We start from the raw sequence: 17248 nt of genomic DNA, 5'->3' as shown, positions 1-17248 counted from the left end.
CGCTCGCCACGATGCGCGAGCGCGAGCCGGACTCGATCACCGAGAAGACCCGGCTCTTCGACGATCTCGGATTCGACTCGACGAGCATCCTCGAACTGCTCATGACGCTCGAGGACGAGCTGGACTTCGAGTTCGACCCCGAGACCCTGGAGCCGGACGACTTCGAGACGGTCGGGTCGCTCGCGGCGTACGCGGCGAGGCAGCTCGACGAGGCCGAGCAGTGATGCACACGTCCGTTCCCCCGCCGACGGCCGGCGCACCCGCGCCGCTGCGCCTCGCGTTCGTACACCGGCGGGAGTTCGCCCCCGAAGAGGCCGCCGACGAGCCGTTCCCGGCGGGCGACCGGGAGTTCTTCTCGGATCTCGTGTCCACCGCCGGTCTTCCGGTGGACGACGACGCCTTCACCCGGGGGCGCACGGTGTACGCGGCGATGGTCTCGGCGATGCTGCCCGAGCTCGCGCCCCATGACGACTTCGACCTTGCCCTGCTCGCCCACGCCACCCCTGACGCGGCACCGGGCTGGCCGCTCAGCCGCCTGGAACGGTCCACCCCCCGGACCGGCCTCGCCTTCGCGATCTCCGACCAGGGGATCACATCGCCCTTCGCCGCCCTGCGCATGGCTGTCCGCGGCATCGCCGTCCAGGACGCCCGCCGCGCTCTGGTCCTGATCACGGAACAGAGCGCCGTGTACCACCGGGGCCCGATACCCGAGGAGTTGCGTGCCCGGCACGACACGGGCGTCGCCCTGGTCCTGGACGCCTCGGGCGAGCTCGGCGCGCTGGAATGCGACCAGTTGGCCGGGGTCGCGCCCGGGGACGTACCCGCCCGGCTCGCCACCCTGACGCCACCGGTCGCGGACGGCACCGTCCGGCCCGTACTCATCGCCGGAGCGGGGCTGGCCCGCCACTGGGCCGGCGCCCCCGAGGGATACACGGTGCACCTGGCCCCCGACGGCAGACCGGCGGCCGGGATCTGGTCGGTGCTCGCGGAACAACTGCCGGACCTGCGCAGGACCGGCCGACCCGTCCTCCTCGCCGACTACGACGCGCGCTTCGGATACCTGGGGTGGTGCCGACTGGACGTCGCGGCGGACGGCGGGCAGGCCGAAGCCGGCCAGGAAGGGAAGAGAGCCCATGCCGGGTGAGACCGAGGAACAGCACACCGGTCCCGGCCGCCTCGCGTTCCACCGGAGGATCGACGAGGTAGCACGGAGGTCCGGAGCGATACGGGCCTTCGAGGAGTTGTACGGGGCCCACCCCGAGGGCGCCCTGCTGCGGGGTCCCGCGGGCCACGCCGTGGTCCCGTCGGGGCGGCGGCCGGACGCCGACGACGTGCTTCCGGAGCCGCTGCGGGGCTGCGGCCTGACCATCGTCCGTGACCCGGTGGCGGCCCCGGAGCAGGCCGGGTCGGACGACGCCGACGCGCTCGCAGCGCTCGTATGGCTGCGTCTCGGGCTGTCCCGCGCCCTGCTCGACGCGTGCCTCGGCTACCTGGAGCAGCGCACCGTCCACGGCGCTCCCCTGCTGCGCCAGCAGTTGGTCGGCGGCGCGTTGGCCGACGCGGTCACCGAGCAGACGGAGGTCGAGAGCGTCCTGCTGGCCCCCGTGCACGGACCCGCCGCCCTCGGCGACCTGCACCACCAGATCAGCGCCGTCGACCGGAGGCTGCTGCGTCTCCTCGGCGCGTTCGGCTTCACCGCCGAAGGGCCCGGCCGCACGGCCCTGCTCTCCGAACTGATCGCCGACGTGTACAGCTGCCACCGTCACGCGGAACCTTCGGAACTTTCGGAACCTTCGGAGCCTTCGGAGCCTTCGGAACCAGCGCAACCAGAGGCCGTCCAGTGATCGAACTCGACCCGCACCACAGCCTGCTCCAGGGGCAGGCCCGTGAGTGGTGGGCCCAGGTGCGCCCCCACGCACTCGACGTGGACCGTGACCCGACGCTCCCCACCCGGCTGCTGCACCTCGCGGGGCTCGGGCGGCTCGCCACCCTGCAGATACCGCCCGCGTACAACCCGGACCCGCTCGTGATCGGCGGTCGGCGCTTCCACCTGATGACGGCCGCGGAGCGTGTCGTGTACTACGAGGAGGCCGCGTGGGGCGATCTCGCCACGGCCCTCGCCGCACCGGGCGCACCCATGGCAGGGGTCCTGGTGGACGCCCTGGGTGACCGGGCGCAGAAGGAGTGGTTCTACGGGCGGCTTCTCGCCGAGCCGACGTGGACCTTCTTCGCGCTGACCGAGCCGGAGCACGGCTCCGACGCCGCCGCCATGGCCACGTCGCTCACCCGCGCCGACCCGGCCGGGCCCTGGCGCCTCAACGGGACCAAGAAGTACGTGGGGAACGCGGTGCGAGGCCAACTCGGTGTGGTGTTCGCGCGGACGGGCAAGGGGCCGCTCGGTGTCAACGCGGCGCTCGTCGAGGCCGGTCAGCCCGGGTTCGACGTACGCCCCGTGCCCACGCTCGGCCTGCGGGGAGCCCAACTCGGCGCCCTCACCATGGAGTCGGTGGAGATCGCCCCCGAGCGCGTGCTCGGCAGGCACCTTTCGCCCACCCGGCGCGGCATGGCCGGCTGGCTGCGCACCTTCAACCTGCTGCGGCCCGTCGTGGCGAGCATGGGCGTCGGCCTGGCGCGGGCGGCACACGAGTACGTGCGGAGCGAACGACGCGGCCTGACACGCGACGAACAGCACCGGCTGGACGCCCTGGCACGCCGCGTCGAAGGCGTACGCCGTCTGACCAGGCGGGCCGCGGCCACCGTCGACGCTGACATCACCGCCGGTCAACTGGCGTGCATGGCCAAGCTCCGGGCGGCCCGGCTCGCCGAGGACGTGACCGTGGCGGCCCTCGCGTTCTTCGGCCCCGGTGCCCGCCTCGACCACCCGTTCCTGGAGAAGCTGGCGCGCGACGCACGCGGCATCGAGTACATGGAGGGCACCGAGAACATCCAGCGCATGAGCGTGTTCAAGGACCTCTCCCGGGGTGGTCGGCATGGCTGACGACCCCACCACCGGCCCGCCGACCAAGAACACCGAAGGCACCTCCATGGACTCGCCCACGAACACGTCCGCCCCCAGGCCCGCCGCCGCGGAGCCGAAACCGGCCCGGCACACGCTGCAGATCGGCCGCCTCGCCGTCCCCATGGTCATGGGTGAGATCGTCGGCTATCTGACCATGCTGATCCTGGTGGCGATGGTCGGGCGCATGGGCAGCAACGCCCTGTACGTGCGCTCGCTCTTCCTGCCCCTCGGCATGGTGTTCAGCGCCATCAACGCGGCCCTCGCCGTCAGCACCCAGGTCGCCTGCGCGATGAGCAAGGGCAAGGACGCCCCCGAGGACGCCTTCCCGCTCACCGTGAGCATGACGAAGGTCTGGGTGGTGGTCGGGACCTCACTGACCTTGCTGCTCTCCTTCGGCGCGCCCGCCTTCGCCACGTTCTTCGACGTGTCGGCCGCCGCACACCACGAGTTCATCTGGTTCCTGCGGTGGATGTCCGTGGTCAGCCTGCTCGGTTTCGGGCCCGCGCTCTGCGCGTCCGCCCTGCGCGGCTTCGGGTTCGCGCGGCAAGGCCTGATCCTCACCCTGGTGAGCTCGTTCGTCGAGATCGCGCTCGTGGCCTGGCTCGGCTTCGGCACGGGGCTCGGCATGAACAGCCTGCCGATCGCCGCCGCCGTCTGCGCCGTGGCGGGCACGGCCGCGGGCCTGTGGCTGCTGCGGCGTGCGGGCCTGTGGCGGCGCGGTCAGCGTGCCCCGTGGCAGCCGGCGACGCTCGGCCACATCAGGTCCGTCGGCCTGCCCGTGGGCGCCACCCTCGGCATCATCTCCCTCTACAGCCTGGCCCTGGTCTGGGTGCTCGGCCCCTTCGGCGAGGCGACGGTGGCGGGCTTCTCCACCGCCTCATCGGTGCAGAGCCTGATCATCATGCCCGCGCTCGTGCTCGGTTCGGCCACGGCCATCGTCATCAACCAGCAGCGGGGCGCCGGTGCGTACGGGAGCGTGGCGCCGACCTACCGCAGCGGCATCCTGCTGTCCTTCGCCGTCTTCGCCGTCATCGCCCTCGCGACCTTCTTCGGCCGGGACCCGATCGCGCAGCTGATGACCGGCGACGACGAAGCGGCCGCGGTGGCCGCCAGGTACCTGGCCGTCGTGGGCCTCACCTATGTGGTCGAAGGGCCCGTCCTGGTGGCGCTCACCCTGCTGGAACACGTCGGCGGCGGTGGCCGCGCGGTGGTCCTGAACATCGTCTACTTCGGCGGGAACGTCGTGGTCGGCCGCTGGGCGGTCGCCGCCGCCGACAGTCCCGACGGCCTCTACTGGACGGTGGCCGTCTCCAATCTGGTCAGCGCCGTGGCCCTCGTCGTGGGGGCCGCCTACGTACGCAGACTCGTCGCGGGCGCCAAGAGAGCCGAGGCGGAGGCATGTTAGGGAGCCGAGCCGGGCGCGGGCCCGGAACGCGGGGCGAGCGCGCGCCGGGGGCGGACCGGGTCCGTGTCTGGCGGATCGACCTCGACGCCGTGATGGAGCGGTCCGCCGCCCCGCTCCGCGCGGCCCTCAGCCCCGAGGAGCGGCTCCGCTCCTCCCGTATGCGGGACCCCGTGCTGCGCGGCCGGTTCGAGGCCGCACGCGGTGCCGCCCGCCACATACTCGGCCGGTACGTCGGCCGGCCGCCCGCACGGCTCGCCTGGCACACCGGGCGCTGGGGCAAACCGTGGATCGCCGGTCACGAGGACACCGTGCGCTTCAACCTGTCCCACTGCGACGGGCACGCCCTGCTGGCCGTGACCGGCCCGCGGGACATCGGCGTCGACCTGGAGCGCGTACGGCCCGGCGGAGACGTAGTCGCGCTGAGCCGCCGCTACTTCCCTGCCGAGGAGAGCTCACTAGTGGCCGACGCCCTCGAAGCCCGCAGGCCCGACGTGTTCCTGACCCTGTGGGCGAGGAAGGAGGCGTGCACGAAAGCGGCGGGGGCGAGCCTGCTCGGACACGGCCTGCGCCTGCTCGTCTCCGCGCCCCCCGTCGGCGGAGGCGCCGTCCTCGCACACGACCCGACGCGGCGGCTGCCCGGCAGATGGCTGGTCCACGACGTCCCCGCACCGGCCGGTCACGGTGCGGCCGTCGCCCTCGACGGTGCCGAGCCCGCGCACCTCACGATCCGACAGTGGGAGCCGCAGTGAACGACACCCGATGGGCCCCCATGCTCTGGGGCCAGGAGCACTACTGGTTCCTGTACTTCGACGTACCGGCCTACGGCGCCGACCGGGACTGTGTGAAGATCACCCGCACCTGGCGCATCGGCGGGGACCTGCCGGACGACACCGTCCTCGCGGCGCTCAGTGCTCTGGTGCGCCGGTACGAGTCGCTGCGGACCAACTTCCTCCAGGACGGCACCGGCAGGCCGGTCCAGGCGGTGCGCCCGCCATGGGAGGTGGCCTTCGAGGTGCGCGCCGAGGGCGACGCGTCGGAGATACCCGCGGTCATGGAGCGTCTCGCCGCCCGCGCCTTCGACCCGGCGCGGGACAGGCCCGTCCGGTTCGCCCTGATCAGAGAACCGGGCAACGGCGCGTGGGTGGTGGCGACGGCCATCCACAGCGCCATCGACGGGCAGAGCTGGGTGGTTCTGGAACGCGCCTTCCTCGCCCTCCTCGACGCGGAGAGCGACACCCCGCCGTTCCTTCCCGCACGGCAGCCGCGCGAGCAGGCCGAACTCGACCACTCCCCCGAGAAGACCCGCTACCGCGAGCGCGTGCGCGCCTACTGGCGCGACCGCTACCGGACGATCCCGCAGGGCATGTTCCCCGACTACCGGCCGGCGCCGGTGGGGCACTTCAACGGATACACCCCGCCGAGTCCCTACGAGCGGGTGACCCTGCGGTCCCGCGCGCTGCCGTTCGCCGCCGAACGGGTCGCCGCCCGGCACAGGGTCTCCCCCGGCATCGTCTACCTCGCGGCCTTCGGCACCGCCCTGTCGTCCCTGTCGGGAAGCGAGCGCTGCGTCGTGTCCATGGACACGGCCAACCGGGCCGACCCGCGGCTGTCCGCCGCGGTGGGCTGCTTCTTCCAGCCCGCTCTCGTCGTCTTCGACGTCACGGCGCAGGACACGTCGGACGCGCTGCTGACCAAGGTGTTCCGCGCCGTCGTGGCGGCCCAGCGGTACGCGCGCTACTCCACGCTGGAGATGACCGAGGAACGCGCCCGCGCCGGCCACGAGCGCGGGATGAACCTGCGGATCGGCGTCACGTACAACTACTTCGCCCAGGCACGACCGGAGCACGACACGGCGCCGCCCGACCGGCCCGACGGCGCCGTGGCCACCGACGACTTCGTCATCGAGAAGGCGCCCATCGACTGGCAGGACAACAGCGCCGACCTGTACCTCGCGGTGGAAACCGGCGCGGACGGGGTGGTCCTGTCGATGCACGGCCACACCTCCGTGACCGACGCGGACCGCATCGCCCGCGCCGTGCGCGCCATGGGCGCGCTGATCACCGGCTGGGCCGACGGCACGCTGCCGCTGGACGCCCCGATCGGCGGCATACAGGAGCAACTCGGCTTCCCCCGGCGCGAGTTCGACCCGGGGTGGGTTCTGGTGGATCACGCCTGGGTGGACACCGGGGCGTGCGCCGCACGCCTTGCCGAACTCGATGGGGTGACGGCGGCCCAGGTCTTCTCCGACGACGGCGAGGCCCGGCTCGTCGCCTACGCGGCAGGACCCACCACACCCGGCGAGCTGCGCGAGCACCTGGCGGCCGCCCAGGTAGACCACCCCTCCCTGGTCATCCCCCATTGGTACGTGGTGTGTGCGCGGGCACCGGACGAGCTGAGCGTCAAAGGCTGGGGCAGGGTCGCCGTGGTGACCGAGGGCGACGGACGACCGCTCCACCCGGCGCCGCCCCGCACCCCGCAGGAGCAGGCCCTGGCCGCCGCCGTCCGTGCCCACTGCCCCGCCCACCCCGCCGACATGGCGACTCCCTACCTGCCGCCGGGCGGCAGGACGGCACTCGCGCCCCGGGTGACCGACCACCTCCACGCGGCCGGCTTCACCGGAATCGTCCCGGCCGACCTCCTTGGGCCCCTCCCCCTCAGGGCGGTCGCCGCGAAACTCAGAGCCCGTCCTTGAACCCCGACCGGCACTACCAGGAAGCACTGATGGACAGCACCGACGTGAACACCGTCAAGGACACCCCCGACGACCCCGGCGCCGCGCTCCCCGGCCTCCCGTTGACCCGGACGTGCCCCTACCACCCTCCCCGGGAGTACGAGGACCTGCGGGCGAGCGGCCCGGTGACGAAGATCCGGCTCTACGACGGACGGGAGATCTGGGCGGTGACCGGCCACGCCGCGACCCGCTCCCTCCTTGCGGACGAACGTCTCACGGTGGACCGGGACAAGGCCGAATTCCCCAAGCTCGCCCGGCTCCTGGTCCTGGGCCGCCCGGACCGTCACCCCGCCATGCGGGCCCTCCTGCGCTCCGACCCGCCGCTGCACACCGAGCAGCGGCGCGCCCTCCAGCCGGGCCTCGCCCTCAAACGGATACAGAGCTGGCGGCCCGCGATCGAAGCGGACGCCGAAGCACGGCTGGACCAACTGGCCGCCGCGCCGCGGGGCGAGCCCGTCGAGCTGATGAGCGCCTACGTCCGGCCCCTGGTCACGACGAGCATGCACGAGATGCTCGGCATACCGGACGAGGACCGCACGCACTTCCACGAACTGCTGCACCGGAACTTCGACCCGGTGCCCGGCCTCGTCGACTATCTGACGTCGCTCTGTGCGGCCAAGCAGCGCCGCCTCGCCGCCGGTGAACAGGGCAGCGGGCTCCTCGACGACCTGGCAGGACGGGTGGGAGCGGGAAAGCTGACGGCCGAACAGTTCGCGCACTACGGCACCGTCCTCATCGTCGCAGGACAGGACGTCACCGTGGCCACCATCGGGGTCGCCGTCCTGACCCTGCTCGAGCATCGGGACGAACTCGCGCTCCTGCGCCGCGACCCGGCACTCTGGCCGAACGCGGTCGAGGAGCTGCTGCGGTTCCTGTCCCTCACCGGCGGCCTGATCCGCGTCGCCACCGAGGACATCGAAACGTGCGGCGTGGTCATCCGGGCCGGGGACGGCATCGTGCTCCTCAACCCCGCGGCCAACCGTGACCCGCAGGTCTTCGCCCGCCCCCACGGACTCGACCTGCGGCGGAACCCCCGAAGCCATCTCTCCTTCGGTTTCGGCGCCCACCAGTGCATCGGTCAGAACCTGGCGCGCCTCGACATCGAGATCGCGCTGAGAGCGCTTTTCGACCGCTTTCCGACGCTGCGGCTCGCCGTGCCGCTGGACGACGTACCGGTACGCCAGGGCCTGGTCTTCGGCGTCAACGCGCTGCCCGTGCAGTGGTGAGCGCAGCGCCCTGACGCCCGCGCCGCTCAGCCGTGCGCGGCCTTGGCGTAGAGGGTGGCCGCCTCGATGCCGAGGATCACGCTGTACGACACGTCGGGGGTGTCGCCGCCCTCGTGGTAGCCGCCGAGGACGCCGATCACGTGGCCGTCGGCGGTGACCCACGGGCTGCCGCTGGTGCCGCTGCTGAAGCCGGGGCAGCCGATGCGCTGCTGGCCCGCGCGGAAGCGGTTCGTGGTGCTCGTGCAGGTGCGCGGGGCGTCCTCGTCGGAGGGGTAGCCGGTGACGGTGACGCGGTGATCGGGGTCCGCCGTGGTGTCCAGGGTGTTGGCCCCGGTCACGTCCTCGATCTTCCGGCCGCCTCGGGGTTCGACGACGGCGAAGGCGAGGTCGTGGTCCTCGTCCCCGTCGCGGGCCCAGCGGTCGTCGGCGTAAACGCGCTCGATCTTCCACAGGCCGTAGGGGGCCTTGCCGTCGTGGTAGCCGGGCGCGAAGGTGACGCCCTCGCCGTCGCTGAGGCAGTGGCCCGCGGTGACGATGAGGTCGCGGCCCTTGCTGTGCACCACGGACGCGGAGCAGAAGTGGTCGTCGCCCAGGCCCCCGTCGAGGAGGACGCCGACCCGCGCCGCATCGGGCGGTTCGGGCGGTGCGGGCCGCACGGTCGTCGTGACGGCGTGGGGCAGCGCGTTGCCGTCCGCGAGCGCGAGGCACGAGAACAGGGCACCCACAGTGAGCAGCGCCCGCAGGGGCCTGCGTCTCAGCCGTACGCGCCTCGCCATCCGTCGCTCCCCTCGCTCGATCTCGGGGAAGCATGCCCCGGGAATCTGAGGATTCTCTGTGACGCCCCGCACAAAAGATCCTGATGGACGGTGAATACCCGCAGGCGGGTGCGTGAACGGCCGGGGGTCGGCGCGTCGGACGGCACCGCAATGCCCTTCACCTGAAGGCGAGTTGAGGAGCGAACCGGTCGATCAGCCGTCGAGTCAAGGTGCGGCAAAATCTCGCCGCATTGGTCCAGTCCTTTACGAGCGCGGGAGCGTGGCAGAGGCGTCCGGCGCCGCGCATTGGTACGGCCCGCACCCCTTTCCACCCGCGTTGACATGCCCACGGAGGGTGGTTCTCTAAGAGGTCTGAACCTCAAAAGGTCTGTACCGCAAGAGCCTGCATCGCGGGCCCGGCACGGACGGACGCCTCACCTCCCAAGGAGAGCCGTGTCCCCACTCAGATCCACGGCCGGACCCCGCGAGGTCCTGGCCCACCCCCGACGCCTCATCGCCGTCCTGGCCGTGCTCGCACTGGCGCTGGCCGGACTCACCTCGTTCGCGGCCCCCGCCGTCGCGGCCGCCAAGCTCACCGCCACCTTCGTCAGCGAGGGCAGCGGCTCGTCCTGGACCGGCAAGTTCGTCGTGAAGAACAGCGGCGACACGGCCGTCGACACCTGGTCCCTGGAGTTCGACCTGCCCGACGGCGTCACCATCAGCGGCCACACCCACGGCACCGCCGAGATCAAGGGCAAACACGTGGTCGTGACGCCCGCGTACTACAACGCCCGCGTCCCGGCGGGCCGTGACACCGAGCCGTACAGCTACAGCTTCCGCGGCAGCGGCCAGCTCAAGGCCCCCACCGGCTGCCTCATCAACGGCGACAAGTGCGACGGCACCGCGGCCGTGCCCCCGAAGGCCCCGACCGGGTTGAGCGTCGCCGATGCCACCGCCCGTACGGTCGGCCTGAAGTGGACGGCCGCCGCACAGGGTGACTTCCCCGTCGCCTCGTACGAGGTGCTTCGCGGCACCACCGTCGTGGCGGCCAGCGCCACCACCCAGGCCACCGTGCGCGGCCTGGAACCGGCGACCGCCTACCAGTTCAGCGTCCGGGCCAAGGACTCGCGCGGCAACGTCGGCGAGGCGAGCGCTCCCGTCAGCGCGACCACCGTGGACCCGGCGACCGACACCGTGCCGCCCACCGCGCCCCGCAACCTCCGCTCCACCGAGGTCACTTCGAGCACCGTGAAGCTCGCCTGGGACGCGGCCACCGACAACCAGCGCGTCGCCGCGTACGACGTCTACCGCGGCACGACACTCGTGGAGAGCCTGCCCGCCGACACCCTCACCAGCACCGTGACCGGACTGACGCCCGACACGGAGTACTCCTTCACCGTCAAGGCGCGGGACGCCGCCGACAACGCCTCGCCAGCGAGCAACACCCTGGCCGTCACCACCAAGGAGCCCGTCGGCCAGGGCGGCTACGCCAAGGTCGGCTACTTCGTGCAGTGGGGCATCTACGGCAGGCAGTACTTCGTGAGGGACCTGGAGACGTCCGGCGCAGCGGCCAAGCTCGACGTCATCAACTACGCCTTCGCCAACGTCGACCCCAAGAACCTCACCTGCCTCAACGGCGTCACCAAGGGCACCACGCAGAACCCCCAGGACCCCAACCAGGGCGACGGAGCCGGGGACGCGGAGGCCGACTACGGCCGGGCCTTCCCCGCCGGGCAGTCCGTGGACGGCGTCGCCGACGACGGCTGGGGCAAGCTGCGCGGCAACTTCAACCAGCTGAAGAAGCTCAAGGCCAAGCACCCGAACCTCAAGGTGGTCGTCTCGCTCGGCGGCTGGACCTACTCCAAGTACTTCTCCGACGTCGCCAGGACGGACGACTCGCGGAAGAAGTTCGTCAAGTCCTGCGTCGACATGTACATCAAGGGCAATCTGCCCGCGTACAACGGCGCGGGCGGTGACGGCGTCGCCGCCGGCATCTTCGACGGCTTCGACCTGGACTGGGAGTGGCCGGGATCGCCGGACGGCCACCCCGGCAACCACTGGAGCACGGACGACAAGGCCAACAACACCGCCCTGATCGCCGAGTTCCGCAAGCAGCTCGACGCGCTCGGCGGCAGCCACCGGCTGCTCACCGCCTTCACCCCGGCCGACGCCAAGAAGATCAACGACGGCTGGGACCTCAAGGAGGTCTTCAAGTACCTGGACTTCGGCAACGTCCAGGGCTACGACTTCCACGGCGCGGGCAGCGACAACTCCTGGGAGCCGAACCGCACAGGACACCAGGCCAACCTGTACAAGGACGCGCAGAGTCCGTACCCCACCGACTTCAGCATCGACGACGCCGTGAAGGTGTACACCGACCAGGGCATCAAGCCGCGCAAGCTGACCATCGGCTTCCCGTTCTACGGGCGCGGCTGGCAGCAGGTCGCCGACGGCGGTGCGCACGGCGAGTGGCAGAGCGCCAACGGCGCCGCGCCCGGCCAGTTCCAGGAGGAGGCGGGCACCCGCGGCTACGACAACCTCGTCGCCGCCTTCCCGAACCTGACCGTCTACCACGACGAGCAGTCCGTCTCCACGTACGGCTACACGGGGGCGAACGGCCAGTGGTGGTCCTTCGACGACGCCTGGTCGATCGAGAAGAAGACCCAGTACATCAAGTCCAAGGGTCTGCTCGGCGGCATGATCTGGGAGATGTCCGGAGACACCTCGAACAACACCCTGTTCAACGCGCTGGACCGCGGTCTGAAGTAACCGCACTGAAGTATCCACACTGAAGCAGCCACCTGAGGACAGCCGGGGCCGCTTCGGAACCTCCCTCCGAAGCGGCCCCTTCCCCTGCCATGTGTGCCATGTGCGACCGCGCTCCGACATCGTTGTCAAGATGCGGCAGGCACCGTCACGTCACGGCGTGTAGACGGCATCACTCCCGTACAGCTCCCTGGTGAACGCGGAGACGTCGGCGCTGCGGTCGGTGCCGTCGAGGTTGTACGTCAGATAGACGCCGTACCCCTCGCTCACCGTGCGGCGGGCGAAACTGGCCACCGTGCTCTGCGAGGTCCTGCCGATCTCGACGGCCGCGGGCGACAGCTTGGACTTGGGCAGCGCGATGCCGGGGACCTGCCAGGAGCCGTAGTACGGGTTCCAGGCGTAGTCGAACTTGGACGAGACGTCGACGCCGCCGTAGGAGAGGCGCGACGCGGCCGGGCCGATGTTGTAGAGACTGATGATCTTGTTCGGCATGTTCGTGCGCAGCGCCGTCACCAGGTTCACGAACGAGCCGGCGTTGGGCTGGCCGGTGCCGTTGTTGCCGTACTCGGCGTACTCGTCGTCGAAGTCGATGCCGTCGAGGTTGTACTTCGACACGGTGTCCGACATCTGCTTCGCGAACGCCGAAGCCGCTTGCTTGGACGGGAAGTTGGCGAAGCCTGCGCCCTGGTGGTTGCCGAGCACCGAGAGGACGACCTTGATGCCCTTCTGCTGCAGCGGCCGTATCTCCGTGGCGGCGTTGTCGAGGACGCGCTGCACGTTCTCGTTGAAGTGCAGGTACGCGGCCTTCTTGCCCGTGTCGTAGTTGATGTTCGCCGCGAAGATCACGGCGACGTCGAAGGCGTTGCCGCCGCCGTTGGCGAGGGTGTACTTGCCGACGTTGCGCATGCTGTTGTTGTTCACCTCGACGTACGCCACCGAGGTCGGTCCCTGCTTCTTGGGAGCCGGGGCGGGCGCGGGGGCCGCCGCCGCGCCGGTCGTGGCGGTCGTACCAAAGGCGAGGGCCGCGACGGCCGAGAGCGCGAGCGCTGCCGTCCGCGTTCTGCTCCGTACCAGAGTGAACATCGTTGATCGGTCTCCCATCGTGTGGGTCGGCGCCCGACCTGTTCGAAAGCGCCGAGTGAGCCCTCAGAGTTTTCCGCTCAGGTGACCGAATGCGGCGAATCACAGGGGAGATCTTCACAACTTCCACGCATCACACGCCACGACGGGGCGCGTGCGCTACGGGATCACCGTTCCGGGGCCGTTGTCCCCACTGAGGTTCTCGCCGAACAGCGCCTTCGACGCCGGTGCCCCGATGTCCTTCGGGTTCCGCGCCGTGGAGTTCGCGGTCGTCAGGCCGGAAGAGGCACCCCGCAGCAGCCACACCGCGCCACCGTTCACGACGGAGCCCAGGTTCTCCCCCGGCGCGCCCGCGACCAGGTCCGCCTTGGCGTCACCGGTGACGTCGGACAGCCGCACCGATCCGCCGAACACGTCGCCGGACTCCGCGACCCCCGGCACGCCCGCCGTGTCCTGGTGGAAGGCCTGCGCGTCCTTGCCGGTGAGCCCGCTCCTGCCGCCCTTGAGCAGCACCACCGCGCCGGACTTCGCCTTCGAGCCGATCGCCTCGCCGGGGACGCCGACCGCCAGGTCGGGATAGCCGTCGCCGTTCGCGTCCCCCGCGCTCAGCCGCCCGCCGAACTGGTCGCCCTTCTCGTTCACGCCGGGCACACCCGCCGTGTTCTGCGTGATCGTCTGCGTACGGGTCCGGCTGGGCCCCGCGGCCGAACCGTAGGAGAGCTTGACGGTGCCGAAGTCCTCCTCGGTGCCCTCGGTGTCGCCGCCCGGGAAGATCCGCGTGGCGAGGTCGGCGTAGCCGTCCTGGTCGAAGTCGGCGACGGCCGTGCCGGCCGCGGAGTCCAGTCGCTGCGGGACGGTGGAGAGGCCGGTCCTGGTGCCGAGCCACAGCTTGCCGCCCTCGGCGTGGTTCTCGTAGACGTAGAACGTCGCGAGGTCCTCGATGCCGTCGCCGTTGAAGTCGCCCGCGGCCGTCGAGTTGATGGAGTTGTCGGTGCTGTACACCTGCACCCGCTGCTCACGCGCGGGGGCGCCGCTCCGGCCGAAGGGGCCGTAGAGCACGTCGTGGTAGTCGTAGTCCTCGCCGTTGCGCATGAACAGGTCCACGTGCCCGTCGGCGTCGAAGTCGCCGGCGGTGAGGTCGTCGCCGACCTGGGCGTTCGCCGGTGCGTCGACGCGGACGGCGCCCTCACCCGAGATGCCTGTCTTACGGCCCCACAGGACGATGACCGATCCGCTGACGTCGTCGTCCGGTCGGTGGCCGCGGGCGACCGCCGCCAGGTCGGTCAGACCGTCCCCGTCCAGATCGCGGGAGACCATGTCGTAGCCGAAGACCTGGTGGTCGCCGGAGGCACCGGGCACGCCCGGGGTGTCCTGGCTGATGACCGTGGTGCGGGCCGGGTCGAGGCCGTGCGCCGAGCCGTAGCCGATCGTGAGGTAACCGGCCCAGGCGTGGCCGCCGACCGTCGCGCCGGGGGCGGCGACTGCCACGTCCTGGTAGCCGTCGCCGTCGAAGTCCTCGCGTACGGTGACGGCGCGGGCCTGCGCGGCCGCGGTGCCCGCGACGGCCGGGAGGCCGAGCGACCCGATCAGGGCTGCGGCCACGGCGGTCGACAGGGCGGGTCGGCGGATGCCCACGGTTCCTCCTTCAGCGCGAGCGGTCTCGAGACGCGTGCGCGCGGGTGTCGTTCACCTGCGAGACACGCGGAATCGGCTGATGGTTGTACGCGCGGAGCACGTGAGGCGTACGTGCTGACCCGCGCACTCACCCCACCAGATCGGGCGAGCGCAGCATCTCCGCCGGGATGCCCCAGGCGTCGACGAGTTCACCGGCAAGGGGCCGGATCTTGCCGCAGAGGTCGTTCACCTCGCGGCGGATCGCCTTGGACCGCTGCACGGTCAGCCGGCCGTGCTCCATGAACCAGGCACGGTCCGTCTCGATCGTGGAGAGGGCGAAGAGGTCGCACAGCAGCCCGAGGGCCACCTTGTTGTCGCCCTCGGGCAGCCCCCGCACCTTGTCGACGAACGCCTCGAGCACCAGCCGCTCGACGTGGGCGTGAGCCACCGCGATGACGTGGTCCTGCACCTGCGAGAAGACGACGCCGGGGTGGCCCTCCTGGTCCACCCCGCGCTTGAGCCGACGTGCCGCACCGGCGAGCATGTGCTCCTCGCGGAAGCGGAGCATGGCGAGGTGGTACTCCGAGTCGAGGAGGCCCGCCTCCTGGTCCCACTCATCGCCGCCCGGCAGCAAGTCCCGTACGCGTTCCAGCAGTTTGTGGGCCGAGGACTTCTCGATGACCGTCTCGACGGCGAGATTCGTGACGTACCGGACCATGCCGAGCTGGTCCATGCTCTCGAACTCGCTCGCGTAGTGCGTGAGCAGGCCCTTCGCCACCAGTTGCAGGAGGACGTGGTTGTCGCCCTCGAACGTCGCGAAGACGTCGCTGTCGGCCTTGAGCGCGGCGAACCGGTTGACGGCGAGATAACCGGCGCCGCCGCACGCCTCGCGGCACTCCTGAATCGTGCGGGTCGCGTGCCAGGTGCCGAGCGCCTTGATGCCCGCGGCCCGCGCCTCCAGCTCACGTCGTGCCTGCTCGTCGTCGCTGATCCCCGAGAAGACCGCGTGCAACTGGGTGCGCGTGACGTCCTGGGCGAAGTGCAGCGCATAGGTCCGCGCGATGAGCGGGAGCAGCCTGCGCCTGTGCATGCCGTAGTCGAGGAGGACCTGCTCCTCGGAGTCCGAGGCCGCCTCGAACTGCCGTCGGCGCAGGGCGTACTTGGTGGCGATGGCCAAGGCGACCTTGCCGGCGTTGACGGCACCGCCCGCGACGCTCACACGTCCCTGCACGAGCGTGCCGAGCATGGTGAAGAAGCGGCGGTCGGGGTTGTCGATCGGACTGCGGTAGACGCCCTCGGGCGTGACGTCGGCGAACCGGTTGAGCAGTGCCTCGCGCGGTACGCGCACGTCGTCGAACCAGATCCGGCCGTTGTCGACGCCGTTGAGACCCATCTTGCGGCCGTCGTCCTCGATACGGACCCCGGGGGCCACCCTGCCGCCGACGCGGATCGGCACGACGAACGCATGCACACCCCGGCGCTCTCCGCCCACCTCGAGCTGGGCGAAGACGACCGCGAGTTCGGCGTGCCGGGCCGCGTTGCCGATGTAGTCCTTGCGCGCCTGGTCCTCGCCGGTGGTGATGACGAATTCCTGGCTTTCGGTGTCGTACCGGGCCACCGTGCCGAGCGCTTGGACGTTGGAGCCGTGTCCGGTCTCGGTCATCGCGAAGCAGCCCATCAGCTTCCCGGTGATCATGTCCGGCAGATGGGCCTCGTGATGGCGCTCGGTGCCCAGCTGCAGGATCGCACCGCCGAAGAGCCCGAACTGCACGCCGACCTTCACAAGGACGGACAGGTCACCGAAGGCGAGCGTCTCGAACGCGGCGATCGACGCCCCGATGTCGCCGCCACCGCCGTACTCCTTCGGGAACCCCATGCCGGTCTGACCGGTGGCCGCCATCTGCACGACGATCTCCCGCACGCGCTCGCGGAACGCGTCGAAGCCGAGCTGTTCCGCGTCGTCCAGCACATCGGCGTACGTCGAGAGGTTGGCGCGGACCAGGCGGCGGACCTCGGCGTACTCGCCGTCGAGCAGCTCGGCGAGAGCCTGGGTGTCGATGACGGGCTGCACGTAGCCGTTCGGGGAATCGGCGTTGTCGGTGACCATGGCGCACGGTTACCCGGCCTCGGGACGATCAAATCGAGGGCTACTGCAGGCGGGCGCCCGCTTCAGTGCATATTCAACTCAGTGAAATATTCAACTAATGCGCACTGTTACAGGTCTCGAAGGAGGCAGACAGTGGACATGCAGACAGTGGACATGACCTACTACGACCACGGGACGGCGGCGGAGCGCTGGGAGCGTGCGCGGCAGTTCTTCGACGCCAAGGAGTACGCGACGGCGGCCCGCGTCCTCGACGCCCTGGCCGACGAGGTGCCGGAGCAGGTCGCCCCGCGTCTGCTGCTCGCCCGCGCCTACTACCACTCGGCGCAACTCCTGCGCGCCGAAGCGGCGTTGCGCACGGTTCTCGAACTCGACCCGGTGGAGAGCTACGCCCGGCTCATGCTGGGGCGCACGCTGGAGCGGCAGGGCCGCCCGGACGAGGCGCGTCCGCAGCTGCGGATGGCCGCGGCACTGACCGGCGACGACTTCGACCGGATGTGAGAGGACGCGGGGCCGGACGGTGCGTACCGTCAGCCCAGCGACCTGCC

14 protein-coding genes are annotated in these 17248 nt (G+C 71.0%); 10 read left to right on the top strand and 4 right to left on the bottom strand.

What is annotated here, in order from left to right:
* Positions 1 to 11 precede the first annotated feature (11 nt).
* From ABZ953_RS09710 to ABZ953_RS09675, 8 genes are read left to right on the top strand one after another with little or no spacing between them, the layout of a single operon-like run.
* Complete coding sequence (locus ABZ953_RS09710) at positions 12 to 224, top strand: acyl carrier protein (RefSeq protein WP_361720151.1); 213 nt, start codon at positions 12 to 14, stop codon at positions 222 to 224.
* The gene (locus ABZ953_RS09705; protein ID WP_361719477.1) at positions 224 to 1144 is read left to right on the top strand and encodes a hypothetical protein; all 921 of its coding nucleotides are present in this window, start codon (positions 224 to 226) and stop codon (positions 1142 to 1144) included. The genes ABZ953_RS09710 and ABZ953_RS09705 overlap by 1 nt, the downstream gene beginning before the upstream one ends.
* On the top strand, positions 1134 to 1844 hold the full coding sequence (locus ABZ953_RS09700; RefSeq protein WP_361719474.1) for a hypothetical protein: 711 nt from the start codon (positions 1134 to 1136) through the stop codon (positions 1842 to 1844). Before ABZ953_RS09705 ends, ABZ953_RS09700 begins: the two co-directional genes overlap by 11 nt.
* Positions 1841 to 2998 (top strand): acyl-CoA dehydrogenase family protein, encoded by a 1158-nt coding sequence (locus ABZ953_RS09695; protein ID WP_361719471.1) that lies wholly within the window; start codon positions 1841 to 1843, stop codon positions 2996 to 2998. Before ABZ953_RS09700 ends, ABZ953_RS09695 begins: the two co-directional genes overlap by 4 nt.
* Positions 2991 to 4424 carry an MATE family efflux transporter gene (locus ABZ953_RS09690; RefSeq protein ID WP_361719468.1) on the top strand — a complete coding sequence of 478 codons (1434 nt, stop codon included), beginning with the start codon at positions 2991 to 2993 and terminating at the stop codon, positions 4422 to 4424. The genes ABZ953_RS09695 and ABZ953_RS09690 overlap by 8 nt, the downstream gene beginning before the upstream one ends.
* A complete protein-coding gene (locus tag ABZ953_RS09685) occupies positions 4418 to 5173 on the top strand; it encodes a 4'-phosphopantetheinyl transferase superfamily protein (protein ID WP_361719465.1) in 756 nt (251 codons plus the stop codon). Before ABZ953_RS09690 ends, ABZ953_RS09685 begins: the two co-directional genes overlap by 7 nt.
* The gene (locus ABZ953_RS09680) at positions 5170 to 7116 is read left to right on the top strand and encodes a condensation domain-containing protein (RefSeq protein ID WP_361719462.1); all 1947 of its coding nucleotides are present in this window, start codon (positions 5170 to 5172) and stop codon (positions 7114 to 7116) included. The genes ABZ953_RS09685 and ABZ953_RS09680 overlap by 4 nt, the downstream gene beginning before the upstream one ends.
* Positions 7117 to 7145: 29 nt before the next feature.
* Positions 7146 to 8381, top strand: coding sequence for a cytochrome P450 (locus tag ABZ953_RS09675; RefSeq protein WP_361719459.1), 1236 nt, complete (start codon positions 7146 to 7148; stop codon positions 8379 to 8381).
* Positions 8382 to 8407: 26 nt separating this feature from the next.
* On the opposite strand, the gene ABZ953_RS09670 is transcribed toward ABZ953_RS09675, so the two are convergent.
* Entirely contained in the window at positions 8408 to 9157 is a 750-nt protein-coding gene (locus tag ABZ953_RS09670) for a trypsin-like peptidase domain-containing protein (RefSeq protein ID WP_361719456.1), read from the bottom strand.
* Between the two features lie 471 nt (positions 9158 to 9628).
* Between ABZ953_RS09670 and ABZ953_RS09665 the strand changes: the two genes are divergently transcribed.
* A complete protein-coding gene (locus ABZ953_RS09665) occupies positions 9629 to 11905 on the top strand; it encodes a glycosyl hydrolase family 18 protein (protein WP_361720148.1) in 2277 nt (758 codons plus the stop codon).
* A 150-nt stretch (positions 11906 to 12055) separates the two neighbouring features.
* On the opposite strand, the gene ABZ953_RS09660 is transcribed toward ABZ953_RS09665, so the two are convergent.
* The 3 genes from ABZ953_RS09660 to ABZ953_RS09650 form a co-directional block, all read right to left on the bottom strand.
* Positions 12056 to 12985: an endo-beta-N-acetylglucosaminidase H gene (locus ABZ953_RS09660; protein WP_361719453.1), complete on the bottom strand. Its 930-nt coding sequence runs from the start codon at positions 12983 to 12985 to the stop codon at positions 12056 to 12058.
* Between the two features lie 156 nt (positions 12986 to 13141).
* Positions 13142 to 14617, bottom strand: a complete 1476-nt coding sequence (locus ABZ953_RS09655; protein ID WP_361719450.1) for a hypothetical protein — start codon at positions 14615 to 14617, stop codon at positions 13142 to 13144.
* Positions 14618 to 14744: 127 nt separating this feature from the next.
* Positions 14745 to 16703 (bottom strand): acyl-CoA dehydrogenase, encoded by a 1959-nt coding sequence (locus tag ABZ953_RS09650; RefSeq protein ID WP_361719447.1) that lies wholly within the window; start codon positions 16701 to 16703, stop codon positions 14745 to 14747.
* 147 nt (positions 16704 to 16850) lie between these two features.
* Between ABZ953_RS09650 and ABZ953_RS09645 the strand changes: the two genes are divergently transcribed.
* Positions 16851 to 17201 (top strand): tetratricopeptide repeat protein, encoded by a 351-nt coding sequence (locus tag ABZ953_RS09645; RefSeq protein WP_361720145.1) that lies wholly within the window; start codon positions 16851 to 16853, stop codon positions 17199 to 17201.
* Positions 17202 to 17248: the final 47 nt, after the last annotated feature.

The sequence above is a fragment of the Streptomyces sp. NPDC046465 genome, assembly GCF_040646035.1.
Lineage (GTDB): Bacteria > Actinomycetota > Actinomycetes > Streptomycetales > Streptomycetaceae > Streptomyces.
This window is presented reverse-complemented; position numbering and strand designations above follow the sequence as displayed.

Bases quoted from the DNA above. Each gene is read 5' to 3' on its own strand.
- ABZ953_RS09710 (WP_361720151.1), top strand. From the start codon at position 12: ATGCGCGAGCGCGAGCCGGACTCGATCACCGAGAAGACCCGGCTCTTC.
- ABZ953_RS09705 (WP_361719477.1), top strand. From the start codon at position 224: ATGCACACGTCCGTTCCCCCGCCGACGGCCGGCGCACCCGCGCCGCTG.
- ABZ953_RS09700 (WP_361719474.1), top strand. From the start codon at position 1,134: ATGCCGGGTGAGACCGAGGAACAGCACACCGGTCCCGGCCGCCTCGCG.
- ABZ953_RS09690 (WP_361719468.1), top strand. From the start codon at position 2,991: ATGGCTGACGACCCCACCACCGGCCCGCCGACCAAGAACACCGAAGGC.
- ABZ953_RS09685 (WP_361719465.1), top strand. From the start codon at position 4,418: ATGTTAGGGAGCCGAGCCGGGCGCGGGCCCGGAACGCGGGGCGAGCGC.
- ABZ953_RS09675 (WP_361719459.1), top strand. From the start codon at position 7,146: ATGGACAGCACCGACGTGAACACCGTCAAGGACACCCCCGACGACCCC.
- ABZ953_RS09670 (WP_361719456.1), bottom strand. From the start codon at position 9,157: ATGGCGAGGCGCGTACGGCTGAGACGCAGGCCCCTGCGGGCGCTGCTC.
- ABZ953_RS09660 (WP_361719453.1), bottom strand. From the start codon at position 12,985: ATGTTCACTCTGGTACGGAGCAGAACGCGGACGGCAGCGCTCGCGCTC.
- ABZ953_RS09650 (WP_361719447.1), bottom strand. From the start codon at position 16,703: ATGGTCACCGACAACGCCGATTCCCCGAACGGCTACGTGCAGCCCGTC.